Origin of the sequence: Streptomyces abikoensis (assembly GCF_014648775.1) — a bacterium.
Taxonomy (GTDB): Bacteria; Actinomycetota; Actinomycetes; order Streptomycetales; family Streptomycetaceae; genus Streptomyces; species Streptomyces abikoensis.
This window is the reverse complement of record NZ_BMRT01000009.1, coordinates 252,459-275,255: the sequence shown is the minus strand read 5'-3', so window position 1 is coordinate 275,255 and position 22,797 is coordinate 252,459. Positions and strand designations below refer to the sequence as shown.

25 protein-coding genes are annotated in these 22,797 nt (G+C 72.9%); 4 read left to right on the top strand and 21 right to left on the bottom strand.

Translation table 11 applies throughout. The features are described 5' to 3' along the window. The first annotated feature begins 23 nt into the window (after positions 1 to 23). Together IE096_RS26110 and IE096_RS26105 are read left to right on the top strand one after the other, a co-directional pair. Positions 24 to 227 (top strand): cold-shock protein, encoded by a 204-nt coding sequence (locus IE096_RS26110; protein ID WP_189455764.1) that lies wholly within the window; start codon positions 24 to 26, stop codon positions 225 to 227. Positions 228 to 362: 135 nt separating this feature from the next. After that, on the top strand, positions 363 to 2,120 hold the full coding sequence (locus IE096_RS26105; protein ID WP_444544785.1) for a serine/threonine-protein kinase: 1,758 nt from the start codon (positions 363 to 365) through the stop codon (positions 2,118 to 2,120). Between the two features lie 103 nt (positions 2,121 to 2,223). Here IE096_RS26105 and IE096_RS26100 read toward each other — a convergent pair whose 3' ends face one another. The 7 genes from IE096_RS26100 to IE096_RS26070 all read right to left on the bottom strand — a co-directional run bounded on the left by IE096_RS26100 (position 2,224) and on the right by IE096_RS26070 (position 6,155). Continuing rightward, on the bottom strand, positions 2,224 to 2,439 hold the full coding sequence (locus IE096_RS26100; protein ID WP_189455762.1) for a type II toxin-antitoxin system HicA family toxin: 216 nt from the start codon (positions 2,437 to 2,439) through the stop codon (positions 2,224 to 2,226). Then, positions 2,439 to 2,681 (bottom strand): type II toxin-antitoxin system HicB family antitoxin, encoded by a 243-nt coding sequence (locus IE096_RS26095; protein ID WP_189455760.1) that lies wholly within the window; start codon positions 2,679 to 2,681, stop codon positions 2,439 to 2,441. The genes IE096_RS26100 and IE096_RS26095 overlap by 1 nt, the downstream gene beginning before the upstream one ends. Positions 2,682 to 2,765: 84 nt before the next feature. Then, the gene (locus tag IE096_RS26090; RefSeq protein ID WP_189455758.1) at positions 2,766 to 3,080 is read right to left on the bottom strand and encodes a hypothetical protein; all 315 of its coding nucleotides are present in this window, start codon (positions 3,078 to 3,080) and stop codon (positions 2,766 to 2,768) included. Continuing rightward, on the bottom strand, positions 3,077 to 3,502 hold the full coding sequence (locus tag IE096_RS31620) for a hypothetical protein (RefSeq protein ID WP_229820617.1): 426 nt from the start codon (positions 3,500 to 3,502) through the stop codon (positions 3,077 to 3,079). Before IE096_RS31620 ends, IE096_RS26090 begins: the two co-directional genes overlap by 4 nt. 186 nt (positions 3,503 to 3,688) lie before the next feature. Further along, positions 3,689 to 3,928 carry a DUF397 domain-containing protein gene (locus IE096_RS26080; RefSeq protein ID WP_189455756.1) on the bottom strand — a complete coding sequence of 80 codons (240 nt, stop codon included), beginning with the start codon at positions 3,926 to 3,928 and terminating at the stop codon, positions 3,689 to 3,691. Further along, positions 3,906 to 4,766, bottom strand: a complete 861-nt coding sequence (locus IE096_RS26075) for a helix-turn-helix domain-containing protein (RefSeq protein ID WP_189455754.1) — start codon at positions 4,764 to 4,766, stop codon at positions 3,906 to 3,908. Before IE096_RS26075 ends, IE096_RS26080 begins: the two co-directional genes overlap by 23 nt. A 102-nt stretch (positions 4,767 to 4,868) precedes the next feature. Then, positions 4,869 to 6,155 (bottom strand): adenylosuccinate synthase, encoded by a 1,287-nt coding sequence (locus IE096_RS26070; protein ID WP_189455752.1) that lies wholly within the window; start codon positions 6,153 to 6,155, stop codon positions 4,869 to 4,871. A 177-nt stretch (positions 6,156 to 6,332) separates the two neighbouring features. Here IE096_RS26070 and IE096_RS26065 point away from each other — a divergent pair, with 177 nt between their 5' ends. Then, positions 6,333 to 7,283 carry a diacylglycerol kinase gene (locus tag IE096_RS26065; RefSeq protein WP_189455750.1) on the top strand — a complete coding sequence of 317 codons (951 nt, stop codon included), beginning with the start codon at positions 6,333 to 6,335 and terminating at the stop codon, positions 7,281 to 7,283. Between the two features lie 13 nt (positions 7,284 to 7,296). Here IE096_RS26065 and IE096_RS26060 read toward each other — a convergent pair whose 3' ends face one another. From IE096_RS26060 to IE096_RS26010, 11 genes are all read right to left on the bottom strand, one after another. After that, the gene (locus tag IE096_RS26060) at positions 7,297 to 7,965 is read right to left on the bottom strand and encodes a response regulator (protein ID WP_189455748.1); all 669 of its coding nucleotides are present in this window, start codon (positions 7,963 to 7,965) and stop codon (positions 7,297 to 7,299) included. After that, the gene (locus IE096_RS26055) at positions 7,962 to 9,275 is read right to left on the bottom strand and encodes a sensor histidine kinase (protein WP_373298205.1); all 1,314 of its coding nucleotides are present in this window, start codon (positions 9,273 to 9,275) and stop codon (positions 7,962 to 7,964) included. The genes IE096_RS26060 and IE096_RS26055 overlap by 4 nt, the downstream gene beginning before the upstream one ends. A 73-nt stretch (positions 9,276 to 9,348) precedes the next feature. After that, positions 9,349 to 10,587: a kynureninase gene (gene kynU / locus IE096_RS26050; protein WP_189455746.1), complete on the bottom strand. Its 1,239-nt coding sequence runs from the start codon at positions 10,585 to 10,587 to the stop codon at positions 9,349 to 9,351. Next, positions 10,580 to 11,401 carry a tryptophan 2,3-dioxygenase family protein gene (locus IE096_RS26045; protein ID WP_189455744.1) on the bottom strand — a complete coding sequence of 274 codons (822 nt, stop codon included), beginning with the start codon at positions 11,399 to 11,401 and terminating at the stop codon, positions 10,580 to 10,582. Before IE096_RS26045 ends, kynU begins: the two co-directional genes overlap by 8 nt. A gap of 166 nt (positions 11,402 to 11,567) precedes the next feature. Further along, a complete protein-coding gene (locus IE096_RS26040) occupies positions 11,568 to 11,981 on the bottom strand; it encodes a DUF3151 domain-containing protein (protein ID WP_189455742.1) in 414 nt (137 codons plus the stop codon). A gap of 78 nt (positions 11,982 to 12,059) precedes the next feature. Continuing rightward, positions 12,060 to 13,613, bottom strand: a complete 1,554-nt coding sequence (locus IE096_RS26035; RefSeq protein ID WP_189455740.1) for an MFS transporter — start codon at positions 13,611 to 13,613, stop codon at positions 12,060 to 12,062. Positions 13,614 to 13,745: 132 nt separating this feature from the next. Then, a complete protein-coding gene (gene fbaA, locus IE096_RS26030; RefSeq protein WP_189455738.1) occupies positions 13,746 to 14,768 on the bottom strand; it encodes a class II fructose-bisphosphate aldolase in 1,023 nt (340 codons plus the stop codon). Between the two features lie 196 nt (positions 14,769 to 14,964). Next, positions 14,965 to 15,513, bottom strand: a complete 549-nt coding sequence (gene pyrE / locus IE096_RS26025; RefSeq protein WP_189455736.1) for an orotate phosphoribosyltransferase — start codon at positions 15,511 to 15,513, stop codon at positions 14,965 to 14,967. Positions 15,514 to 15,523: 10 nt separating this feature from the next. After that, positions 15,524 to 16,321 (bottom strand): aldose epimerase family protein, encoded by a 798-nt coding sequence (locus IE096_RS26020; protein WP_189455734.1) that lies wholly within the window; start codon positions 16,319 to 16,321, stop codon positions 15,524 to 15,526. A 145-nt stretch (positions 16,322 to 16,466) separates the two neighbouring features. Continuing rightward, positions 16,467 to 17,243 carry an SRPBCC domain-containing protein gene (locus IE096_RS26015; RefSeq protein WP_189455732.1) on the bottom strand — a complete coding sequence of 259 codons (777 nt, stop codon included), beginning with the start codon at positions 17,241 to 17,243 and terminating at the stop codon, positions 16,467 to 16,469. A gap of 89 nt (positions 17,244 to 17,332) precedes the next feature. After that, positions 17,333 to 17,983 (bottom strand): NAD(P)-dependent oxidoreductase, encoded by a 651-nt coding sequence (locus IE096_RS26010; protein ID WP_189455730.1) that lies wholly within the window; start codon positions 17,981 to 17,983, stop codon positions 17,333 to 17,335. A 131-nt stretch (positions 17,984 to 18,114) separates the two neighbouring features. Here IE096_RS26010 and IE096_RS26005 point away from each other — a divergent pair, with 131 nt between their 5' ends. Beyond that, entirely contained in the window at positions 18,115 to 19,026 is a 912-nt protein-coding gene (locus IE096_RS26005; RefSeq protein WP_189455728.1) for an AraC family transcriptional regulator, read from the top strand. Here IE096_RS26005 and IE096_RS26000 read toward each other — a convergent pair. From IE096_RS26000 to IE096_RS25990, 3 genes are all read right to left on the bottom strand, one after another. Further along, on the bottom strand, positions 19,014 to 20,576 hold the full coding sequence (locus tag IE096_RS26000) for a polyamine aminopropyltransferase (protein ID WP_189455726.1): 1,563 nt from the start codon (positions 20,574 to 20,576) through the stop codon (positions 19,014 to 19,016). The two genes, IE096_RS26005 and IE096_RS26000, sit on opposite strands and share 13 nt — an antisense overlap. 85 nt (positions 20,577 to 20,661) lie before the next feature. Continuing rightward, positions 20,662 to 21,180, bottom strand: coding sequence for a DUF2617 family protein (locus tag IE096_RS25995; RefSeq protein WP_189455724.1), 519 nt, complete (start codon positions 21,178 to 21,180; stop codon positions 20,662 to 20,664). A gap of 368 nt (positions 21,181 to 21,548) precedes the next feature. Further along, the gene (locus tag IE096_RS25990) at positions 21,549 to 22,781 is read right to left on the bottom strand and encodes an aminotransferase class I/II-fold pyridoxal phosphate-dependent enzyme (protein WP_189455722.1); all 1,233 of its coding nucleotides are present in this window, start codon (positions 22,779 to 22,781) and stop codon (positions 21,549 to 21,551) included. Positions 22,782 to 22,797: the final 16 nt, after the last annotated feature.

Sequence of the window (22,797 nt, the reverse complement as noted above, 5' to 3'; positions counted from 1 at the left end):
CCCCATTAAGGAGATCGATCAGCTTGGCTACCGGCACCGTGAAGTGGTTCAACTCGGAAAAGGGGTTCGGTTTCATCCAGCAGGACGGCGGCGGCGCCGACGTCTTCGCCCACTACTCCAACATCGCGACCCAGGGCTATCGGGAGCTCCAGCAGGGGCAGAAGGTCACCTTCGAGATCAGCCAGGGCCAGAAGGGCCCGCAGGCGGAGAACATCCTCCCCGCCTGACGGCGCGCCCGGCCCCGTCGCACGCCCCCGGAACGGGCCGGGTATCCGTGTTTTCGCCGTGCGGATACCCGGCCCATTGCCGTGCCGCTATTCTCCGCCGTGGAACATGGGGGAAGGAGTGCCGGCATGGACGGCATCGAAGGTCTGTCGCCGGAGGATCCGCGCACACTCGGCTCGTACCGGCTGCTGGGCCGGCTGGGCGAGGGCGGAATGGGCCGGGTCTATCTCGCCCGTTCCGACCGGGGCCGCACGGTGGCGGTGAAAGTGGTCCGCCCGGAGCTGGCGGGTCAGGAGGAGTTCCGTCGCCGGTTCGCACAGGAAGTGCGCTCGGCACGGCGCGTCGGCGGCGAGTGGACCGCGCCGGTGCTCGACGCGGAGACCGAGGCGGCCGTGCCCTGGGTGGCCACCGGCTATATCGCCGGGCCCTCGCTGGGCCGGGTCGTCGACCGGGACTTCGGGCCGCTGCCGGAGCGGTCCGTCCGGATCCTGGGCGCGGGGCTCGCCCGGGCCCTCCAGTCGGTCCACGCCGCCGGGATCGTCCACCGCGACCTCAAGCCGTCCAATGTGCTGATCACCCTGGACGGGCCGCGCGTCATCGACTTCGGCATCGCCCGGGCCCTGGAGACCGTCACCGGCGCCGGGCTCACCCGTACCGGCGCGACCGTCGGCTCGCCCGGCTTCATGGCGCCCGAGCAGGTGCGCGGCGACGCGGTCACGCCCGCGAGCGACGTCTTCTGCCTCGGCTCGGTCCTGGCGTACGCGGCCGGCGGCCGGATGCCCTTCGGGGCGGCCGACAGCGCGGTGCACGCCGTGATGTTCCGGATCGTCCACGAGGAGCCGGACCTCGCCGAGGTGCCGGACGGGCTGCGGCCGCTGATCGAGGCGTGCCTCGCCAAGGCGCCCGGCGACCGGCCGACGCCCGCGGAGGTCCTGGCCCGCACCGGGGTCCAGGACCAGCTGGAGGACCTGCGGTCCACCGAGCCCTGGCTGCCCGGCGGCCTCGTCGCCCAGCTCGGCCGGCACGCGATCAGCCTCCTGGAGGTCGAGGAGCCGGCACGTCCCGCCACGGGGCATCCGGCCACGGTCGCCGACCCCATACCCCCGGCGGCCGAGCCGCCCACCCGGGTCGGGCCGCCCCCTGGCGCGGGGCAGCCGGACCCGACCACGCTCACCGCGCCCGCCGGCGCGCACCACCAGCCGCTGCCGCCGTACGCGGCGGGTGCGGCGGGGACGCCGCCGGGCTCGTACGGCCCGTACCACCATCCTCCGACCGTGCACGTCGGGCCCGCGGCGGCGCCGTCGCATTCGAAGACGCCCTACCTCGTGGCCCTGGTCGTGGCCGCCGGGCTGCTGGCGGGCGGCGGGATGGTCTACCTGCTCAACCGGGACACCGGGACGACGAACGCGGGTCCCAGCACCTCGACCTCCGGACAGCCGGCGCCCGGCCCCGCGACGCCCGACTCCCCCTCCGCGCGGACCACTCCCCCGCCGCCGAATCCCACGCCGCCCAGCGTCGGCCCGACCACCCAGGACCCCACCCGGGCCGCGGCGCCCACGGGCTACTCCGGCACCTGGCAGACCACCTTCGACAGCGGCGCGGGCCCCAACTACCGGACGATCACCGTCTCGGAGTCGGGCGACGTCACCATCCAGGGCAGCGGCACCCTCGCCGACGGCACGACCTACACCTGCGGGTGGCACGCGACGCGGACCGGCGGCGGCGGAGGCTCCATGCGCCTGGGCCCGTCGGCCGTCACCCAGGCCAACCCCGCGTCCGCCTGCCAGCCCGGCTCCTCGTCCGACCTGACCCTGCTCCCGGACGGACGGATGCGGCGCTCCTTCACGGACTCCGGGAACAAGGACGCTTCGCTGGTCTACAGCAGGACGGGCTGAGGGGCGGCGCGCCTGGCCCCGCGCGCCGCGCCGCCCACGGCTGCAGGCGCCCGTCCGCTACGGGCGCCCAGTAGTCACGCCCGGAGCGGAGCCAGGTGTCTCGTCACATGGCCTCCGTGAGTTGCTCCGGCGTGACGCCCGCCTGTCGCAACACATTCGCGAGCGTGCCCTTGGGGACCGGGCTGCGATGCGGCACGACGCACACCACGCTGCCACGCCGCATGACGGTGTGCGAGCCCTTGCCGGCCCGGCGTGTGAAGCCAAGTTGTTCCAGGGCCTTGATAAGCCGCTCGGATGAGATCTGTGGGAGCGGCGGCATCAGGCGGCGCTCACCGTCACATCGACATCGCCGGACCAGGAACCGGCCTGCCGGGCGGCGATTTCTTCCGCGTCCTCGCGAGAAACCTCGGCGAAGTACAGCTCAAGAGCCTCACTGATCATCGCCTTTGCCTCGGCGAGGTCGCTGCCCCAGCTCGTCGTGCCGGTGACCGGCTCCAGAGCGTTGTAACCGCCTTCGTCCGGCGTGTAAAGGATGTGGAACGTGACGCGCTGTTCGGGCATTGCGGTCTCCCGTTGAGGTGGGGCTCGTATCCGCAGTCGAGTCTATGGGCGGCGCCGGAGCGCGGGGCCGGGTGGGCAGGACGCCTACGGCTGGTGCGTTCCCCCGCTGCCCGGGGCGTCCTTCCGGCAGTCCGGCGTGCGGTCGGCGGACGTCGTCACGGGGGCGCCGTCGAGGGCGCGGCAGAGCTGCGCGTGCAGGTGTTCCGCCTCGGCGGCGGAGAGCCGGAGGACGAGATCGGCGTGGAACCGGCCGTGGTGTTCCAGCCACAGGGGCACGGCGATGCCGCCGTCGGCCTCACGGCGGACGGGCTTGCCGGGGACCCGGCTGACCCGCAGCCCGTGGCGCGGAGGCAGCGGCGGAAGTGGGGGCAGCGGGACGGGGTTCGGGGTGATCATCATGCGGCCACCGCCTGGGGAGCGAGCGCGACGGCGGGGGTGCCGATGCGGTGGCCGTGGATGGCCCAGGGCCCGACGTCGATGCCGTCGAGGGCCAGCGCGAGGGCGGTACGGCGCCGGCGCTGCTCATGGGTGAGGCGGTGGGGGCGGAAGAAGGGGGTGAGGTCGGCGCGGGCGGCACACCGGTCCGGCGCCCCGGGCAGCGACGGCGGTGTGAGGGCCTGGATGAGGAGGCGGAGGCCGGATGCGGTTCGGGGGCGCGGGGCAGTGGGGTTGGCGGTTCCGGTACCGCTGCGGCACGAGTCGTACGGCTCGTACGGTGACGGCGCCGCGGCAGCGCGGCGGCGCGCTCCCGTGGCCGGGAACAGCAGGTTCAGGACGAGGGAGAGTGTTCGTTGCAGAACGAGCCCGATACGGTAGGGCATGCTGACGCTCCTAGACGGCGTTGGCCGGCCCCGGGGTGCCGCGAACACCGCCGGGGCACTTTGGCAGCTTGCTCAACTCAGCGCTGAGCCACAGTGATACGACGGTAGCCACGCCACACTCCCGCATACAACGCGTAAGGCGCAGACCATCCGAACGAGCGATCGCCGGTCGGAGGAATTGACCGTTCAGTCAGACAGGGCGATCTCGCTCACCAGCCCGCCAGCTCTGACACAAGCCAGGAACGCACGCAGCTCATGGCGCGCCACCTTGAGGACCGCACTCGGGTCGTCGCTCTCGCGCAACAGCGCGCACCCGCCATTCAGGGCCAGTTCCACGCAGTCTCCGTCAGGCTGCTCCGAGAACGAGGACTTGCGCCACTGTATGTCCACTGGTCTCACGCCTTTACAGCTGCTGCGCCACCTCATGGATGAGGTCCCGTGAGCGGCTCAGGCTAAGGGCGCGTTGCTCCATACGGTCCAGCACCGCACGGTAGTTCGCAAGGTGGGTTTCCGCATGCAGAAAGCGCGACCCCACGGGAGTGTCCGTCTGCACTGTGTCCAGCTGCGCAACCGGCCCGTGTACATAACGCGTTGAGCTCGCCGCAGCAGGAAACCCGCCGATGGCGAACGGCAGGACGTGGACCACCACGTTCTCCCGCTCCGTCTGCTCCAGCAGGTGGTGCAGCTGAGCCCGGGCCACCCGGCGACTGCCGAACCGGATGCGCAGGGCCGCTTCGTGAATGATGAACGTGCACCAGGGCGGCTGTGCCCTGTCGAGCACACCGCTGCGCCTGAGCCGAAAGTCGAGCTTGCGCTCGAAGTCGTCACGAGTCAGGGGCGGGACGGTTTCCTGGAACACGGCCCGTACATAGTCCTCGTGCTGGAGAAGGCCGGGCATGTGCGTGATCTGCGCCGAGCGGATCGCGACCGCATGGTGTTCGAGCTCAGCAAGGTCCAGAAGCGTTACAGGGACCAGGCCGCGGTACCTGTCCCACCAGCCCATGCCCGCGAAGCGTCGTTCCTTCGCCATCTCGACGAGCGCATCGATGTACGCGCTGTCCCGGCACGCGTAGTTGACAGCCCACAAGCGCACACGGTCAGTGCTCACACCGAACCGCCCGGACTCGACATTGCTGACGGTGGTCCGGTCGGTGCCGTGCAGCGCGGCGGCCTCGGTCAGAGACAGCCCGGCGCGCTCGCGCATCTTGCTGAGTTCGGTACCCAACCGCCGCTGCCGCTCGGTCGGGGGCTTCCTGACCGACATCACGCTCCCCCTCGCACCACAGTGTGGACCGCACACTGTGGCACAAACGACGGCGCCCCGGCGGTCGATGACCGCCGGGGCGCCGTCACGCAATCGCGCCGCTTACGACAGGAACGAGTTGATCTCGATCGTCTCGTCGCGGCCCGGGCCGACGCCGATCGCGGAGATCGGCGCGCCCGACATCTCCTCCAGCGCCTTGACGTACGCCTGGGCGTTCTTCGGCAGGTCGGAGAACGTCTTGGCCTTGGAGATGTCCTCGGTCCAGCCCGGCAGCATCTCGTAGATCGGCTTCGCGTGGTGGAAGTCGGTCTGGCTGTAGGGCAGCTCCTCGACGCGCTTGCCGTCGATCTCGTACGCGACGCAGACCGGGATCTGCTCCCAGCCGGTCAGCACGTCGAGCTTGGTGAGGAAGAAGTCCGTCAGGCCGTTGACGCGCGTGGCGTAGCGGGCGATGACCGCGTCGAACCAGCCGCAGCGACGGTCACGGCCGGTGGTGACACCGCGCTCGCCGCCGATCGTGCGCAGCGCCTCGCCGTCCTTGTCGAACAGCTCGGTCGGGAACGGGCCGGCGCCGACGCGCGTGGTGTACGCCTTCAGGATGCCGATCACGCGGTTGATCTTCGTCGGGCCCACGCCCGCGCCGGTGCAGGCGCCACCCGAGGTCGGGTTCGAGGAGGTGACGAAGGGGTACGTGCCGTGGTCGACGTCGAGCAGCGTGCCCTGGCCGCCCTCGAAGAGGACGACCTTGCCCTCGTCGATGGCGTTGTTCAGGATCAGCGTGGTGTCGGCGACGAACGGCTTGATCTGGTCGGCGTAGGCCAGCAGCCCGTCGACGATCTCCGCGGAGCCGATGGCGCGACGGTTGTAGAGCTTCGCCAGGAGCTGGTTCTTCAGCTCCAGGGCCGCCTCGACCTTCTGGGTCAGGATCGACTCGTCGTAGAGGTCCTGAACCCGGATGCCCACGCGGTTGATCTTGTCGGCGTAGGTCGGGCCGATGCCCCGGCCGGTGGTGCCGATCTTGCGCTTGCCGAGGAAGCGCTCGCCCACCTTGTCGAGGGTGACGTTGTAGGGCGTGATCAGGTGCGCGTTACCGCTGATCAGCAGCTTCGACGTGTCGACGCCACGCTCGTTCAGCCCGCTCAGCTCGGAGAGCAGGACCGCCGGGTCGACGACGACACCGTTGCCGATGACCGGGGTGCACCCCGGCGAGAGGATTCCGGAAGGGAGAAGGTGCAGCGCGTATTTCTGGTCACCCACGACGACCGTGTGGCCGGCGTTGTTGCCACCTTGGTAGCGCACCACATAGTCGACGGATCCACCGAGCAGGTCGGTGGCCTTTCCCTTGCCCTCGTCACCCCACTGAGCACCGAGCAGCACAAGTGCGGGCACAGGCGTACACCCCTTCCGGGCGGGGCATGTCCAACGTGCACAGGTGGCCTGCCGCCCGAGTGATACGGGCGCTCACCACCGCTAGAGCCGTCGAACCGGTGCCCCGGATAGACGAAGCCCCTGGCGCAACAGCGACAGGGGCTCTTGCACCGAGAGATTACCTGAGGAAGGACGAAGGTGTCGGCTCCAGACCCGAGCGGAGCGCAGCTGCTCGTCGTCATCGACCCGGTCGCCAGGCGCGTGGACGGCGAGTCCACGCGGATCGCGAGGGATGTGCTGTGCGCCGGAGCGGTGGCCAAAATCTGTCTCCCGGGCGGGCCGGAGGAGGTGGCGCGCGCGGTCGCCCGGCGCGGACGGCGGCGGATCGTCGTGATCGGCGACGACCGGGCCCTGCTGCGCGTCGTGGGCCTGCTGCACCGCCGCCGCGAGCTGGCCGACGCGCCGCTGGCGTGGGTGCCCGTGGGGGCGCTCCCGGCGGTGTCGGTGGCCCGGGTGCTCGGCGTCCCGCTGGGGACCGTCGCGGCCGCCAGGGCGGTGCTGGACGGCGCGGAGCGGCGGCTGGGGCTGCTGGCCGACGAGAGCGACGGCGTGGTGCTGGGCGGCCTGTGGGCGCCGGCGGGGGCCGTGCGGCGGGCTCCGGGGCCGCCCCGGGGGGCCGGGAGCCCGGCGCAGGCCGCGGCGGCGGTGCCGGCGCCGGGTGGCGGGCCGGAGGGCGGCCCGGGCGGTTCCGGTGGCCACGGCGGTCCCAGCGGTCCCGGTGGTCACCACGCATGGTGGACGCCGGCCGCCCGGACCGCCCGCACGGCCCTGACACTGCTGTCCGGGCCGTCCGGGCGGCATCCGCTGCCGTCGGCGACGCGGCTGCGGGTGGAGGCGGACGGGGAGCTGCTGGCCGATCTGGACCGGCCGGTCGCGCGGGTCGCGGTGACGGCGGCGGGCGGCCTGGCCGAGGTCGTCGTCCACACGGGCGGCCCGGCGGACGCCCCGCTCCGCGTCCTGGCCCGCACGGTCACCGTCTCCGGCCCGGACTTCCGCTACCGCGCCGACAACCGCGTCCGGGGCCCGGTACGGACGCGGACGTGGACGGCGGTCGGGGACGCGTGGGGGCTGACGCTGCCGCGCGAGTGACGTTTCCCGGGGGCTACGCCCCCGGCCCCCCGGGCCGGACCAGCCCCGCCTCGTACGCGAAGACCGCCGCCTGCGTCCGGTCCCGGAGGCCGAGCTTGACCAGGATGCGGCTGACGTGGGTCTTCACCGTCGACTCCGCCACCACCAGATGCTCCGCGATCTCCGCGTTGGAGCGCCCCTGGGCGACCAGCACCAGCACCTCCGTCTCCCGCTCCGTGAGGTCGCCGACGCGCTCCGGCGTGGGCGTCCTGGCCGTGCCCAGGCGGGAGAACTCCTGGATCAGCCGCTTGGTGACCGTCGGCGCCAGCAGCGCCTCGCCGTCGGCGACGACGCGCACGCCGTCCGCGAGCTGGCGGGCGGAGGCGTCCTTGAGCAGGAAGCCGCTCGCCCCGGAACGCAGCGCCTGGTAGACGTATTCGTCCAGGTCGAAGGTGGTGAGCACGAGCACCTTCGCGCCCGCGTCGGCGGCGACGATCTCGCGGGTCGCCTCCAGGCCGTTCATGCCGGGCATGCGGATGTCCATGAGCACCACGTCCGGCCGCAGCTCGGCGACCTTGCGGAGGGCGTCGAGGCCGTCCACTGCCTCACCGACCACCTCGATGTCGGGCTGGGCGCCCAGCAGGACGGAGAAGCCCTCGCGGACCATCATCTGATCGTCGACGATCAGCACGCGAATGGTCATGCGGCGACCTCGCCCGGTGCGGCGGCCGGTGCGACGGGGAGGAAGGCGACGACCTCGTAGCCGCCGTCCTCCGTGGGCTCCGCCGTCATCTCGCCGCCGAGCATCGCGACGCGCTCGCGCATGCCGAGCACGCCGTGGCCGGCGCCCGGGGAGGGCTTGGCGAGACGGTCGGGGCGGCCGTTGACGATCCGCAGGCCGAGCCCGCCGAGGACGTAGGAGAGCTCGACGCGCGCCGTGGCGCCGGGCGCGTGGCGCAGGACGTTGCTGAGCGCCTCCTGGACGATGCGGTACGCGGACAGCTCCACGCCCTGCGGCAGCGGCCGGACCGAGCCCGTGGTGATCCGCTCGGCGGTGAGCCCGGCGGAGCGGACGTTGGCCAGCAGCGCGTCGAGGTCGGCGAGGGTGGGCTGCGGGGCCTCGGGGGCGGCGAAGGCGTCCGGGTTCTCGGACCGTACGACGCCGAGGACGCGGCGCAGCTCGGTGAGGGCGGCCACGGCGTTCTCCCGGATCGTGGCGAAGGCGGCGGCCAGCTCGGGCGGGGTGTCCTGGACGCGGTAGGGCGCGGCCTCGGCCTGGATGGCGACCACGGACATGTGGTGGGCGACGACGTCGTGGAGCTCGCGGGCGATGGTGGTGCGCTCCTCCAGCACGGTCCGGCGCGACCGTTCCACCTGCGTGACGGCGACCTGCTCGGCGACCCGCTGCTTGGACTCGCGCATGGCGCGGACGGCGGCGGTCACGAAGAGCACCACGCCGAAGAACATGGATATCTCGAAGGCATCGTCGTGCAGGCCGGTGCCGTGGGCGACGGACACGAACACCTGGAAGGCCACGGTGATCAGCCACATCTCGGCGGCCAGCCGGGGGCGGGTGCGGAGGGTGACGAGCACCATGACGGCGAGGTGGGAGACGAGGCCGCCGGGGGTCCACAGCCCACCGCCGAGGATCACGGCGGTGATGAAGACCGCGCCGATCGACAGCCACCAGGCGCCGACGGGCCGCAGCAGCGTGGTCACCAGCGGGACGGCCACGAACAGCGTGAGGACCAGGCCGGACATGCTCGGCCGCTCGGCGAGGGTGCCCAGCGCGACCAGCGCCGTGAAGGCGGTGACCAGCGCGTGCGGCAGCCAGCGCGTATAGCGGCCCAGGCCCCAGGGGGCCCGGCGGACCAGCGCGTGGCCGTCGCCCAGCGGCGGCAGCGGCCGGAAGGCGAAGGCGTCGGTGAACAGGTCCCTGCGGATCTCTTCGGTCACGCTCTCGAGGATGCGCATCTCACCGCGCAGGCCGTTCGTCTCATGCGTCTTGGTCACACATCAACCGTAGGCAACGCGAGCGGGCGCGTCGTCCGCTTCCCAGCGGATCTCCGGGGGTCCGTCTCAAGTACTACGCGAGGACGTCCCCCAGCACCCGCGCCGCCCGCTCCACCTCCCCGAACGTCGTGTACAGCGGGGTGAAGCCGAAGCGCAGCAGGTCCGGGGGGCGGTGGTCGCCCACCACACCGCGCCGGACGAGCTCCGCCGCCGTCCGCGCGGCGGTCTCGGCCCGGGCGACCTTCAGGGCCACCTGGCTCCCCCGTTCCGCGTGGGCGGCCGGCGTGACGGACGTGGCCCGGCCGGCCGGTACGTACGCCTCCGCGCAGCGGAGGAAGAAGTCGGTGAGGGCGAGGCTCTTGGCGCGCACGGCGGCGAGGTCGACGTCCTCCCACACGTCCAGCGCGGCCTCCAGCGCGAGCAGGGAGAGGATGTCCGGCGTGCCGACGCGGCCGCGCGGCGCGCCGCCGGCGGGGGTGTGGTCGGGGGCCATGCCGAAGGGGTCGGCGTGGGAGTTCCAGCCGGGCAGCGGGGAGTCGAAGCGGGGCTGGAGGTCGCGCCGGACGTAGAGGAAGGCGGGCGCGCCGGGGCCGCCGTTGAGGTACTTGTACGTGCAGCCGACGGCGAGGTCCACGCCGTGGGCGTCCAGGCCGATGGGCAGCGCGCCCGCGCTGTGGCACAGGTCCCAGACGATCCGCGCCCCGGTGGCGTGCACGGCGGCCGTGAGGGCGGGCAGGTCGTGGAGGCGGCCGGTGCGGTAGTCGACGTGGTTGACGACGGCGACGGCGGTGCGGGGGCCGGCCGCGGCGGCGAGGTCGCCGACGGGGACGGCCCGGATCCGGCAGCCGGTCAGCCGGGCGGCGGAGGCGGCGATGTAGCCGTCCGTGGGGAACGTCGCGGCGTCGACGAGGATCTCGTCCCGGGCCCGGCCCCCCGTTCCCGAACCCATGCGGACGGCCGCGACGACGGCCTTGAAGACGTTGACGCTGGTGGAGTCGCCCACGACGGTCTGGCCGGGCGCGGCCCCGACGAGCCGTCCGATCCGGTCGCCGACCCGCTCGGGCGCGGTCCACCAGCCGGACTCGCTCCACGACCGGACGCGCAGCCGCCCCCATTCGCGCCCGACGACGTCGGCCAGGCGGGCGGGGACGGCGCGCGGGAGGGCGCCGAGGGAGTTGCCGTCGAGGTAGACGGTGTCGTCGTCCAGGACGAACTCCGCGCGCTTGGCGCGCAGCGCGTCGGCGGCGTCGAGGGCGGCCGCCTCGGCGCGTAGCCCTCCGCCTGATCCTCCGGTGCCCCCGGGGTCAGACACGGCTGCGCGCCGTCCACAGTTCGGGGAAGACGTGCTTCCCCGCGCGCTTCTCCAGCCAGGCGACGCCGGCCGAGCCGCCCGAGCCCACCTTGGCGCCCATCGCGCGTCTCGTGGCGACGAGATGGTCGTTGCGCCAGCGCCACACCAGCTCCGCGACCTCCGTGAGGGCCTCGCCGAGCCGGCACTCGTCGGTGTTCTGGTCGCCCGCGTAGACGCGGTGCCAGACGTCCTCGACGGCCGGGTCGCCCGCGTAGCGCGTGGTGAGGTCGCGGTGGAGGACGGCGGCGGGTATCGCGTGGCCACGCCGGGCCAGCCAGGCCAGCGCCTCGTCGTAGAGACCGGGCGCGTGGAGGGCCTTCTCCAGCTCGGCGTGGACGCGCGGCGCGCCCCGGTAGGGGACGAGCATCGCGGGGGACTTCTCGCCGAGCAGGAACTCCAGGCGGCGGTAGGTCGCCGACTGGAAGCCGGACGCCTCGCCCAAGGCGGCGCGGTAGGAGTTGAACTGCGCGGGCGTCAGGTGGGCGAGCGGTTCCCAGGAGGAGTTGAGCGCCGCCAGTTCGTACGTGGACCGCTTGAGCGCGGCCAGCGCGACGGGCAGTTCGTCCTCGCGCAGGGCGCGCGCGGCGGTCTCCCACTCGTGGACGACGACCGTGAACCACAGCTCCATGACCTGGGTGGTCACGAGGAAGACCATCTCGCCGGGGTCGTCGGAGAGGGGCTTCTGAAGGTTCGTGAGGACCTCGGCGCGGACGTAGTCCTCGTACGGGGTCGTGCCCTCGAACTCGACGGTGGGGGCCATGGGGGCGTGCGTCATCGCGGACTCTCCTCGCAGAGTGCTCCCGGGTAGCGGTCCGCCCCTTCCCGTCGGCATCGGAGCCCCGGTCCCCTGTTCGCATCTTGCGTCGCGGACACCGCCCACGGCAAGGGTCGTGGGCGGTGTCCGTCCGCTTGGCGACGGGGCGCCGGGGACGTCCGGGACGTCAGCCCAGGGTGTCGGCGGCCAGCGGGGAGCTGTCGCGCAGGAACGTGCTGCAGCGCTCGTACTCCTCCTGCTCGCCGATCGCCTGCGCGGCGCGGGCGAGGGCGTGGAGGGCGCGCAGGAAGCCGCGGTTGGGCTCGTGCTCGAAGGGCACCGGGCCGTGGCCCTTCCAGCCGCTGCGGCGCAGCGCGTCGAGGCCGCGGTGGTAGCCGGTGCGGGCGTAGGCGTAGGACTCGACGGTCCGGCCGGCCTCGAACGCGTCGTCGGCGAGCTGCGCCCAGGCCAGCGAGGACGCCGGGTACTTGGCGGCGACCTCGGCGGGGGCCGCGCCGGAGGCGAGGAGCTCGCGCGGCTCGGGGTCGTCGGGCAGATGGGTCGGGGGCGGTCCCCCGAGGAGGTTCTCGTGAATGGCCATGGGGCCCAGTCTGCCGCAGCCGCGCGCCGTGCCGGAGCCTCGTCGGCCTTACGTGCCTGCGGGCTTACGCCTACGCGCCTACGGGCCCTGCCCCGCGTCCCCCGGGTCCAGGGGCGGCGCTGACACCCCGCAGTGGAAGGCGCACTCCGGGTGGCAGGACGCCGGCTTCGGCTCGCGGATCGTCCACCAGGCCAGTCCGGCGCCGACGACCAGGGCTCCGGCGCAGTAGACCATCGCCAGGTCGAACGCGCCGGAGAACGCCGCCGGGTCCCGGTAGGCGTCCGGCCCCATGCCCGCCGCCAGGGGCAGCGCGGCCACGGCGATCAGACCGGCGGCGCGGGCGGCGGCGTTGTTGATGCCGCTGGCCAGCCCGGCCCGGGCCACGTCGACGGAGGCCAGGACGGTGGCGGTGAGCGGCGCGACCAGCGTGACCATGCCCAGGCCCAGGACGACGAGCGGGGGCAGCACCTCCCGCCAGTAGGAGGCGCCGCGCCCGACGCGCGTCATCAGCAGCATGCCCGCCGCGCACAGCAGCGGCCCGACCGTGAGCGGGACGCGCGGCCCGACGCGCTGGGCGATCCGGCCGGAGCGGGAGGACAGCAGCAGCATCAGCACGGTCGTGGGCAGCAGGGCCGTGCCGGCCACCAGGGCGGACCAGCCCACGACGACCTGGAGCTGGAGGACGGAGAGGAAGAAGAAACCGCTGAAGGCCGCGTAGACGAAGAACGTGACGACGTTGACGGCCGAGAACAGCCGGACGCGGAAGATCCCGAGCGGCAGCATCGGATCGGGCCGTCGTCGCTCGGTGCGGATGAAGGCCGCGCCGAGCAGGACGCCCGCGACCGCGGGGACGATCACCCAGGCCGAGAGGCCCTTGTCGGGCGCGGCGATCAGCGCGTACGTCACGGCGGCCAGGGTGAGGGCGCCCAGCGCGGCGCCGGCGGCGTCGAAGCGGCCGTGGGCCGTGGGGTCCCGGGTCTCGGGGACGTGCCGCCGGGCGACGAGGACGCACAGGGCGGCGGGCGGGAGGTTGATCAGGAACACCCAGCGCCAGCCGGGCCCGTCCACCAGCCAGCCGCCGACGAACGGCCCGACGGCCGCGGCGACCCCGCCCAGCCCCGACCAGGCGCCCACGGCGGCCGCCCGGTCGTCGGGGTGGAAGACGGCCTGGAGCAGCGCGAGCGAGCCGGGCGTGAGCAGCGCGCCGCCGACGCCCTGGAGGGCCCGGGCGGCGATGAGCACCCCGGCGTCGGGCGCGATGCCGCACAGCAGCGAGGCCAGGGCGAACCACACCACGCCGATCACGAACACCCGGCGGCGGCCGTAGCGGTCGCCCAGGGAGCCGCCGAGGAGGATCAGCCCGGCGAGGGTGAGCATGTAGGCGTTGACGGTCCACTGGAGGGCGGCGAGGCCGGCGCCCAGGTCCCGGCCGATGTGGGGCAGCGCGACGTTGACGACGGTGCTGTCGAGCAGCGCCATGCCCGAGCCGAGGACGGCCGTCAGCACGACCCACCGTCCGGTGGGGGTGCCGAGGCGTACGGCGGCGGTGCCGGGCGGGCCGGCGCCCGGGCCGGCCTCCGGCTCCTCCGGCTGGGGGGACACCCGCCGGGGGTCCCGCGCGGAGTCGCTCATGCCCGGATCATCTCGCGCCTTGGCCGCCACGGCCACGCGAAGCGGCCATGCGAAAGGGCCCGGCACGGTCCGTACGTACGGGCCGTGCCGGGCCCCTCGAAACCCGCGGTGGGTTACTTCACCCGTGGTGGGTTACTTCAGCTTGGTGCCGGTGGAGCGCAGGTCGGCGCAGGCCTTGGTGACGCGCGCGGCCATGCTCGCCTCGGCGAGCTTGCCCCAGGTGCGCGGGTCGTAGGTCTTCTTGTCGCCGACCTCGCCGTCGACCTTCAGGACGCCGTCGTAGTTCTGGAACATGTGGGCCGCCACCGGGCGGGTGAAGGCGTACTGGGTGTCGGTGTCGAGGTTCATCTTCACGACGCCGTTCTCCAGCGCGGTGCGGATCTCCTCCTCGGTGGAGCCGGAGCCGCCGTGGAAGACGAAGTCGAACGGGTCGGCCTTGCCGTGCTTGGCGGCGATGCCGTCCTGGAGCTCACGGAGCAGCTCCGGGCGGAGGACGACGTTGCCCGGCTTGTAGACGCCGTGGACGTTGCCGAAGGAGGCGGCCAGCAGGTAGCGGCCCTTCTCGCCCAGGCCCAGGGCCTCGGCGGTGCGCTCCACGTCCGCGACGGTGGTGTAGAGGTCGTCGTTGATCTCGTGGGAGACGCCGTCCTCCTCGCCACCGGTCGGGGTGATCTCGACCTCGAGGATGATCTTCGCCTTCACGGCCTCGGCGAGCAGCTCCTTGGCGATGGCCAGGTTCTCGTCGAGCTTCTCGGCGGAGCCGTCCCACATGTGGGACTGGAAGAGCGGGTTCTGACCGGCGGCGACGCGCTCCTGGGAGATCGCGAGCAGCGGGCGGACATAGCCGTCCAGCTTGTCCTTCGGGCAGTGGTCGGTGTGCAGCGCGATGTTCACCGGGTACTTCTTGGCGACGACGTGCGCGAACTCGGCCAGGGCGACGGCGCCCGAGACCATGTCCTTGCTGTACTGGCCGCCCAGGAATTCCGCACCACCGGTGGAGATCTGGATGATGCCGTCGCTCTCCGCCTCGGCGAAGCCGCGCAGAGCGGCGTGCAGAGTCTGCGTCGAGGTCACATTGATGGCCGGGTAGGCGAACTTGCCTGCCTTCGCCCGGTCGAGCATCTCGTTGTAGACCTCGGGGGTTGCGATGGGCATCTGTCCGCTCCTTGTGATGTGCGGGTACGGGCGTTCTACGGGCCCTGACCTAGGGGGCGACGGTCATCGTCGGACCCATCTTCCCAGACTCGTGAAATTGCTCCACATGGTGATTGGCCGAAGGGCGCGGTGTTTCACGTGAAACACCGCGCCCTTCGGCCGCGCATCCTGAGAAAGAGCAGGTCAGGCTAATAGATCAGGCCAGGCCGAGCTCGTCGATCGCGTAGGCGTAGACATAGGGAACGCCCGCGGTCTCGCTGATCTTCTCGGCGGCACCGGTCGCCCGGTCGACGATCGTGGCGACCGCGACGACCTCGGCACCGGCCTCGCGCACGGCCTCGACGGCCGCCAGCGGCGAGCCACCGGTGGTGGAGGTGTCCTCGACCACCAGGACCCGGCGGCCCTTGATGTCGGCGCCCTCGATGCGGCGCTGGAGGCCGTGGGCCTTGGCGGCCTTCCGGACGACGAAGGCGTCCAGCGTCCTGCCGCGCGCGGCGGCGGCGTGCAGCATCGCCGTCGCCACCGGGTCGGCACCCATGGTCAGGCCGCCCACGGCGTCGAAGTCGAACTCGGCCGTCGTGTCGAGCATGACCTGCCCGACCAGCGGCGCGGCCGTGCCGTCCAGGGTGACCCGGCGCAGGTCGATGTAGTAGTCGGCCTCCATGCCGGAGGAAAGGGTGACCTTGCCGTGGATCACGGCCTTGTCCTTGATCTGGCCCAGCAGTGCCTCGCGCGCTTCGCTCATGTCCATGAGCTTAGGCCAGGCCCAGGGAACGCCAGGTCCAGGTCGTGGCGATCTCCAGGGGGTCGATCGGCGTGACGAGGCGGGGGTGGGTGTTCAGCCCGTTGGGCGGGCCGGACTGCGGCTCCACGCACACCGCCTCGGTCTGCTCGTCGTAGACGACGACCCACTCGGCGCGGCTGGTGACCTTCAGTTCCAGGGCGCCGGGCCAGGTGAGGGTGACGTCGACGCCGTCGGGCATCCCGAAGCAGTCGTCCCAGGGGCCGGGCCGGGGCTCGATGCGCTGTCCGGTGGGGAGGTGGTCGTCGCCGCGCTCCTCCTGCCAGGACGGCTGGAAGCCGATCTCCACGTCCTTGCCGACGCCGAGGTTCCGCAGGAACCAGGGGTGCCAGCCGGCCTGCGCCGGGAAGGAGTCGCCATAGGTCTCGACGCCCATGGTGAGGGTGAGGGATTCCTCCGTCAGCTCCACCAGCTGGGTGACCCGGCCGCTGTAGGGCCAGGGGTCGGCGAGGTCGTAGGTGAACGCGGCGGACCGGTCGTCGGCGCGGGCGGTGCGCCAGGCGGTGTCGCGGCCGGTGCCGTGGATGGCGTGGGGAGGGGAGTTGACGGGCATCTGGTGGATCTCGCCGCCGTTGCGGAAGCGGCCGAGTGCGATGCGGCCGCACCACGGGACCATGGGGAAGGCGCCGTAGCGCGGTCCCTGGCGGAGCAGTTCGACTCCGCCGATCCTGAGGCCGGCGAGGCGGCAGCCATTGCCCGGATCCACGACCACTTCGGCGGCCCCGGCCGCCAACGTTACGTTTTGGCTCACGCCACCGACCCTAGGGCCTGCGGCCCACGCCGACCTGCCGGTTTGTGGGCAATCGTTCCGCTGGGGCGGAACGGGTGGGCACAAACCGGCCACCGGGCCGCACCGGGAAACGGCGCTCAGCCCCGCACCGGGCGTACCCCGCGCGTCAGCGCCTGCGGCGGAACGCCCGGGTCACCACGACCGCACCCGCCAGGGCGATCGCCGCCGCCGGCGCGGCCCAGCGCAGTACGGCCGTGCCGGTGGCCGCCTCCGGCGCCGGCACCGGCGCGTAGCGCCCGCGCGGCGGCGCGTGGTCGACTTCCTCCGCACTGCGGCCGATCATCGTGCGGCGCGCGTGCGCCGCCTCCGCCGGCGGCTCGTCGTCGAGGACGTCGTCCTCGAAGCCACCCGGCCCGCCGAGCGGCCCATCCTCGTCGAGATCGACGCCGACCATGGTCTCGGCCTCGACCGAGACCTCGGCCTCGTCGCCGTCCGGCGCCGGAGACGCCGCCTCTTCCTCCCGCAACTCCTCCGCCAGCGCCGCCCCGAACCGGTCGAGCAGCCGCCGCGCCACGGACTCCGCCGTCTTCGCGTCGAACTCCGCGAGCCGGCCCGCGCCGCCGACCGTTCCCGTGCAGCTCAGCCGGGTGCCGCCGGGCGTCTCCTCCGGCTGGGCGCTCAGCGTGAGCGTGACCGTGCCGGAGCCCCGGGCCTCGGTGCCCTCGCCGGAGAGCTCGTACGAACCGTCCCGCTCGGTCAGCCGCATCTCACCCCGGTAGGTGATCGTGGATCCGCCGATGCGCAGCCGGAGCCGCCCGGTGAGGGCGGCACCGGACGAGGCGTCCTGCTGGAGGCCGGGGACGCAGCGGGCGACGCGCGCGGGGTCGGAGAGGACCCGCCGCACCGCACCGACGGGAAACGGAACGAACACCTCATGCTCCATAGCTAGCGAGCCTACCCACCGGGCCCCGCACCAGGGCCGCCCCGGTCGAATCCGAGTCGAATCCGATCGAACTTTCCGTCAGAAGACGGTCAGTCTCCGACAGTGAAACGCTCTCCCACGTGCTTGGGCGTCTCGATCTCGTCGATGAGCGCCACCGCGTAGTCCTCGGTGGAGATCCGGCTCTTGCCCTCCGCGTTCACGACGAGGTCGTCGAGCGCGGTGCGGTAGGTGCCCGTGCGCTCGCCGGGCTCGATCAGGCCGGCCGGGGAGACATTGGTCCAGCGGACGTCGGAGACCGTGCGGTAGAAGTCCAGCGCGTCGCCGTGGGCGTGCATGATCTGCAGCAGGAACTCCGGCAGCCCCTCCGCGTCCCAGACCTGCTTGCCGTCCGGGGTGCGCAGCGAGCCCGCGCCACCGACGGCGATCAGCCGGGGGGCCGCGTCGCCGAGCGTGCGCAGGCCGGCGACCAGGGACTCCGCCGCGGGCTTGATGGTCGCGAGGTGGCCGGGGCCGTCACCGCCGCCGACGGCGCTGACGACGACGTCCTGGCCCTTGGCCACGGCGGCGACCGAGGCCGGGTCGAGGACGTCACCGGTGGTGACGGTGAGGTTCGGGTGCTGCTCGGTGAGCTTGGCGGGGTCGCGGACGACGGCCGTGACCTGGTGGCCCCGGTCCAGCGCCTCGCGCAGGACGCGGCTGCCGATGGTGCCGGTGGCTCCGAAGAGGGCGATCTTCGCCATGGGGGTGTCTCCTGTCGCACGGTTCAAGGACGTGTGGTGACGTGTAGGGGTGGGTGGTGAAGTACGCGTGGTGCGCAATGACCACGCTAGGAGCGGCCGCCCCACCCGGCCAGGTAGGCTCGCGTCTCCCCATGGTGAAAAAGCGACACACTGACCCATGCGCGTCCGTCGGGAGCGACGGCGGCATCCTGGAGCTCGCCTACGAGCCCCCGCCCGGCGCCCCGCCCGGTCTGGAAGTGATGACCGTGGCCGAGCTGCGCGAGCGGGCGCCCGAGGGGCTGCTGTCCACGCCGCAGCGACTGGACTTCCACCAGCTCGTCGCCGTCGACGCCGGCTCCGCCGCCCACACCGTCGACTTCCGCACCCACACCCTCGACGCGGGTTCGGTGCTGTGGGTCCGTCCCGGGCAGGTCCAGCAGTTCGGGGACGTCGACGCGATCGAGGGCACCGTCATCCTCGTCCAGCCGGGCTTCATGCTCCCGGGCACGGCCGTCTCCGACGCGGCGGACGACCCGTTCGGGCCGGTGCTGTGGCGGCCGGGCGGCGAGGACGGGGAGGCCGTCTTCTGCGCCGTGCGGCACCTGGCGACGGACTACCGCACCGGCGAGCGGCTGGCCCCCGCCATCCGCACGGAGGTGCTGCGCCATCTGTTCTCGGTGCTGGTGCTGCGGCTGACGCACGCCTCGGCTCCCGCGAGCGGCCTGCCCGCCCCCGGGGACGCCTTCATGCGGTTCCGCGCTGCCGTGGAGCGCGACTTCGCCGGCCGTCATCGGGTGGCCGACTACGCCCGGGACCTGGGCTACGCGCCCCGCACCCTGTCCCGGGCCACGCTGGCGGCGGCCGGGGTCGGGGCGAAGGAGTTCGTCGACCGCCGGGTGATGCTGGAGGCCAAACGGCTGCTGGCGCACAGCGACCTGCCCGCCGCGCGGATCGCCGAACGGCTCGGCTTCGCCGACGCCGCCAACTTCTCCAAGTTCTTCCAGCAGCGCGCGGGGGACACCCCCGGCGCCTTCCGGGCGGCCCTGCGCGGTCAGCCCGCGTAGCGCGGGTGCATCAGCGTGGACGGCAGCGCGCCCGCCTCCTTGCGGCGCTCGGCCGCCAGGCCCTCGGCGCGCAGCGTCTCCGGGGTGAGGGACGGCAGGGGCGGCCGGGGCACGGCCAGCGCCAGCCGTACGGGCTCCCGCGCGGCCAGCACCAACCCCCAGTCCCGCTCGGGCGCCCCGCGCTCCTGGGTGACCGCCGCGCGATAGGGCGCCGTGCACAGCCCCACGGAACGCAGCGTCGCCTCGACCGTCCAGAAGACGTGCGGCCGGGCGTCGAGGTCTCCCCCGTGCACGGCTATTCGGCCGCCCGGAGCGAGGACGCGCGCCACCAGCCCGTAGAACTCCTGGGAGTAGAGCTTGGTGCTGGGCGTGAGCCCGGGGTCGGGCAGGTCGGAGATGACCACGTCGTACGGGCCGGCGGCGGCCCCCCGGCCGTCGCGCAGCCAGTCGAAGGCGTCGGCGGTCACCACCCGTACCCGTCGATCGCGGTACGCGCGGCGGTTGAGGCCGGCCAGGCCGGGGTCGGTCCGGGCCAGCCGCAGCACCTCGGGGTCGAGCTCGACGACGGTCACGGAACGGACGTCCGGATAGCGCAGCACCTCGCGCACCGCGAGGCCGTCTCCGCCGCCGAGGACGAGGACGCGGCGGTGCTCCCCGGCCAGGGCGGGGTGGACGAGCGCCTCGTGATAGCGGGACTCGACATCCCCGCTGACCCTCAGCCGGCCGTCGAGGAAGAGGGAGAGCGGCCGCCCGCCGCCGTCCCCGCCGGCCAGCACCACCTCCTGGACCTCCGAGCGCACCGCGACCCTGACGTCCGTGCCGTAGACGGCCCGCCGGGCGGCCCGCTCGAAGGGGCCCGTGAGCACCGAGCACACCGCCAGCACCACCAGCACCAGGCCATTGGCGGTGAGCAGCGCCCAGCGGGCCCTCGGCGACAGATCGCCCCGGAAGAGCCAGAGCACCAGCGCCCCGCCCGCCACGGCGTTGACCGCGCCGGTGACCAGCGCCCCCGTCAGCTGGCCCAGCGCGGGCAGCAGGAGGAAGGGGAAGGCGAGCCCGCCGACCAGGGCGCCCACATAGTCGGCGGCGAAGAGATCGGCGACCGCGCAGCCCGCGTCCTGCCGGCGGATGCGCTGGATGAGCGTCATCAGCAGCGGCACCTCGGCGCCGATGAGCACCCCGATCGTGAGCGAGAAGGCCACCATGGCGAGCCGGGCCTGCCCGTACCAGGCGAAGCAGGCGTAGAGCGCCATGGCGGAGAGGCCGCCGGTCAGCGCCAGCACCGCCTCGACGGCGGCGAAGCCGAGCGCCGCGCGGGCGCGCAGCCGCTTGGCGAGCAGCGAGCCGACGCCCATGGCGAAGACCATGACGGACAGCACGACGGACGCCTGGGTGACGGAGTCGCCGAGCAGGTAGGAGGCGAGCGCGACCAGCTCCAGCTCGTAGACCAGCCCGCAGGCGGCACAGATGAAGACCGTGGTCAGCACGGCGAGACGGCCGAGCCCGGCCGGTACGGGCAGCCGCGCCGGTACCGGGCGGTGGAGGACCATGCGGTAACGCTACGTCACGAACCAGGACCCCCTTGTCACCCACACGGGTTTAAATTCACGCGCTTGGGCGACTCCCCAGCGGCTCTCACAAGGGCGCGGCCATCCGGACGCCCACGCGGGTCCGGGTGGCCACCAGCCGCCCTTCCTGGGGATACGCGTGCCAGGTGCGCCAGCTGACCTGGCCGTCGCGGCGCTGGGCGAGCAGGGCGGTGAAGGCGTGGGGATCGCCGGGAAACGTTCCGGCCAGCCCCTGCGGGTGTTCGGCGACCAGCGCCAGGAGCTCCTGGGCGCGCCCCGCGAAGGAACATCGCGAGAGGGTCTCCACGCGCGCCGCGAACTCGTACTCCCAGGCGCCCACGCGCTTGGCGACGCCCAGGGGCAGCGGGGTCTGGCTGCCGGGTATGCAGGCGACCGTCTCCGAGCAGACTCCGTCCTCCTCTTCGAGTATGACCTGGTGCGAGGCGCCGAGCAGGCGCAACTGCACGTCCGCTCCGTCCAGTTGGAGGTCGAGCACCGCCAGCGCGGGCAGGGGGTCCTTCCCCAGACACCAGGCGAGATCGGCGGCGCGGGTATCGGTGTAGGTGGTCTTGAGGGTGGTGAGCATGGGTCGGCTCCGCGAGCGAGCAGTGGAGGGTGGGCCGGCCCGCCCCGAGGAGGACCACATTCCTGATCGAGTGCGCCGGCTCATGCCCACATCTGAGGTCCCGCGGACCGGTTCCGGCAGGGGCCATTCCGGTGTGCCGGGGATTTCCGGGGATTGTCTCAACGTGGCTCTGATCGAGGGAATCACGAATGAGCGGCGCCCACAGCCGTTTTACCCATGATCTGCAACTTTCCATCCACCCGAGGGCCATGCAGTTCAAATGTTCAACAGACCGGCGCACATAAGTTCAATACACCGGCGTCCGGCGGATACGGAAAATCCGCCGGACGCATATGCGGCTGGGCATGAGCCCCTTGCAAATCTCCCGATCAGGCGGCCGCGATCAGCTTCTCCACCGCCTCGACCACGGACTTCTCCCGGCGGCAGAAGGAGAAACGCACCAGATGGGAGGGGGCGTCCGGAGCGAGCAGGAAGGCGGAGGTGGGAATGGCCACCACCCCGGCGCGCAGCGGCAGTTCACGGCAGAATCGCACGCCGTCCGCGTGCCCCCACGCGCGGATGTCCGCCTGGAGGAAATAGCCCGCCTCCGCACGATAGGGGCGCAGACCGGCCCGGGTGAGCCCCTCGCTCAGCAGATCCCGGTTACGGCGCAGAGTCCGCCGGAGCTCCCCCGCCCACTCCTCCACGCCCCCCAATGCCCGCGCGAGCGCCTCCTGGTAGGGCGTGCCGGACGCATAGGTGAGGAATTGTTTCGCCGCCGCCACCGCCGCCACCAGCCGGGCCGGACCGCACACCCAGCCGACCTTCCACCCCGTGACGTTGAAGGTCTTGCCGGCCGAGGAGATGGTCAGGGTCCGCTCCCGCATCCCCGGCAGGGCGGCGATCGTCCGGTGCGTCGCGTCGTCGTAGACCAGGTGCTCGTAGACCTCGTCCGTCACCACCGTCAGATCGCGCTCCCGGCAGAACTCCGCGATCGCCGCCAGCTCCGCCGCCGTGAACACCTTCCCCGTGGGGTTGTGCGGGGAGTTGAGGATCAGCACGCGGGTACGGCCGGTGACGGCGGCCCGCAGCGCGTCCAGGTCCAGCGCGAAGCCCGGCGTACCCCCGCCGCTCTCCCCGCCGGTCCCCCCGCCGGTCCCCCCGGCGTTCTCCTCAGCCAGCGGAACGGGCACCAGCCGCGCCCCGGCGAAGCGGGCCACCGCTGGATAGGCGTCGTAGCAGGGGTCGAAGGCGAGCACCTCGTCGCCCGGGTCGCACAGCGCCATCAGCGCCGCCGCGATCGCCTCCGTGGCCCCGGTGGTCACCAGCACCTCGCCCTGCGGCGCGTACTCCAGCCCGTACCGCCGCCGCTGGTGCGCGGCGACCGCCTCGCGCAGCGCGGGGAAGCCGTAGGCCGGCGGGTACTGGTTGGCGCCCGCCAGCACCGCCGCCGCGACCTCCTCCAGCAGCGGACGGGGGCCGTCCAGCTCCGGCACGCCCTGGCCGAGGTTGACCGCGCCGGTCCGCCGCGCCAGCTCGGTCATCTCCGTGAAGACCGACTCCCCCATGCCCCGCACCCGCTCCGCCGGGCTCCAGCCCGTCTCCCTGGCGTTCACGTTCATCCCCACTCCCGTTGTC

What these genes read in the sequence shown, in the direction of transcription:
- IE096_RS26010 (WP_189455730.1), bottom strand. Translation starts at nt 17,983, where the DNA reads ATGGCGAAGATCGCCCTCTTCGGAGCCACCGGCACCATCGGCAGCCGC.
- IE096_RS26060 (WP_189455748.1), bottom strand. Translation starts at nt 7,965, where the DNA reads ATGACCATTCGCGTGCTGATCGTCGACGATCAGATGATGGTCCGCGAG.
- IE096_RS26000 (WP_189455726.1), bottom strand. Translation starts at nt 20,576, where the DNA reads ATGGTCCTCCACCGCCCGGTACCGGCGCGGCTGCCCGTACCGGCCGGG.
- IE096_RS26045 (WP_189455744.1), bottom strand. Translation starts at nt 11,401, where the DNA reads ATGACGCACGCCCCCATGGCCCCCACCGTCGAGTTCGAGGGCACGACC.
- IE096_RS25995 (WP_189455724.1), bottom strand. Translation starts at nt 21,180, where the DNA reads ATGCTCACCACCCTCAAGACCACCTACACCGATACCCGCGCCGCCGAT.
- IE096_RS26015 (WP_189455732.1), bottom strand. Translation starts at nt 17,243, where the DNA reads ATGGAGCATGAGGTGTTCGTTCCGTTTCCCGTCGGTGCGGTGCGGCGG.
- IE096_RS26035 (WP_189455740.1), bottom strand. Translation starts at nt 13,613, where the DNA reads ATGAGCGACTCCGCGCGGGACCCCCGGCGGGTGTCCCCCCAGCCGGAG.
- IE096_RS26095 (WP_189455760.1), bottom strand. Translation starts at nt 2,681, where the DNA reads ATGCCCGAACAGCGCGTCACGTTCCACATCCTTTACACGCCGGACGAA.
- pyrE (WP_189455736.1), bottom strand. Translation starts at nt 15,513, where the DNA reads ATGAGCGAAGCGCGCGAGGCACTGCTGGGCCAGATCAAGGACAAGGCC.
- IE096_RS26075 (WP_189455754.1), bottom strand. Translation starts at nt 4,766, where the DNA reads ATGTCGGTCAGGAAGCCCCCGACCGAGCGGCAGCGGCGGTTGGGTACC.
- IE096_RS26040 (WP_189455742.1), bottom strand. Translation starts at nt 11,981, where the DNA reads ATGGCCATTCACGAGAACCTCCTCGGGGGACCGCCCCCGACCCATCTG.
- IE096_RS26090 (WP_189455758.1), bottom strand. Translation starts at nt 3,080, where the DNA reads ATGATGATCACCCCGAACCCCGTCCCGCTGCCCCCACTTCCGCCGCTG.
- IE096_RS26005 (WP_189455728.1), top strand. Translation starts at nt 18,115, where the DNA reads ATGGTGAAAAAGCGACACACTGACCCATGCGCGTCCGTCGGGAGCGAC.
- IE096_RS31620 (WP_229820617.1), bottom strand. Translation starts at nt 3,502, where the DNA reads ATGCCCTACCGTATCGGGCTCGTTCTGCAACGAACACTCTCCCTCGTC.
- IE096_RS25990 (WP_189455722.1), bottom strand. Translation starts at nt 22,781, where the DNA reads ATGAACGTGAACGCCAGGGAGACGGGCTGGAGCCCGGCGGAGCGGGTG.
- IE096_RS26080 (WP_189455756.1), bottom strand. Translation starts at nt 3,928, where the DNA reads ATGAGGTGGCGCAGCAGCTGTAAAGGCGTGAGACCAGTGGACATACAG.
- fbaA (WP_189455738.1), bottom strand. Translation starts at nt 14,768, where the DNA reads ATGCCCATCGCAACCCCCGAGGTCTACAACGAGATGCTCGACCGGGCG.
- IE096_RS26100 (WP_189455762.1), bottom strand. Translation starts at nt 2,439, where the DNA reads ATGCCGCCGCTCCCACAGATCTCATCCGAGCGGCTTATCAAGGCCCTG.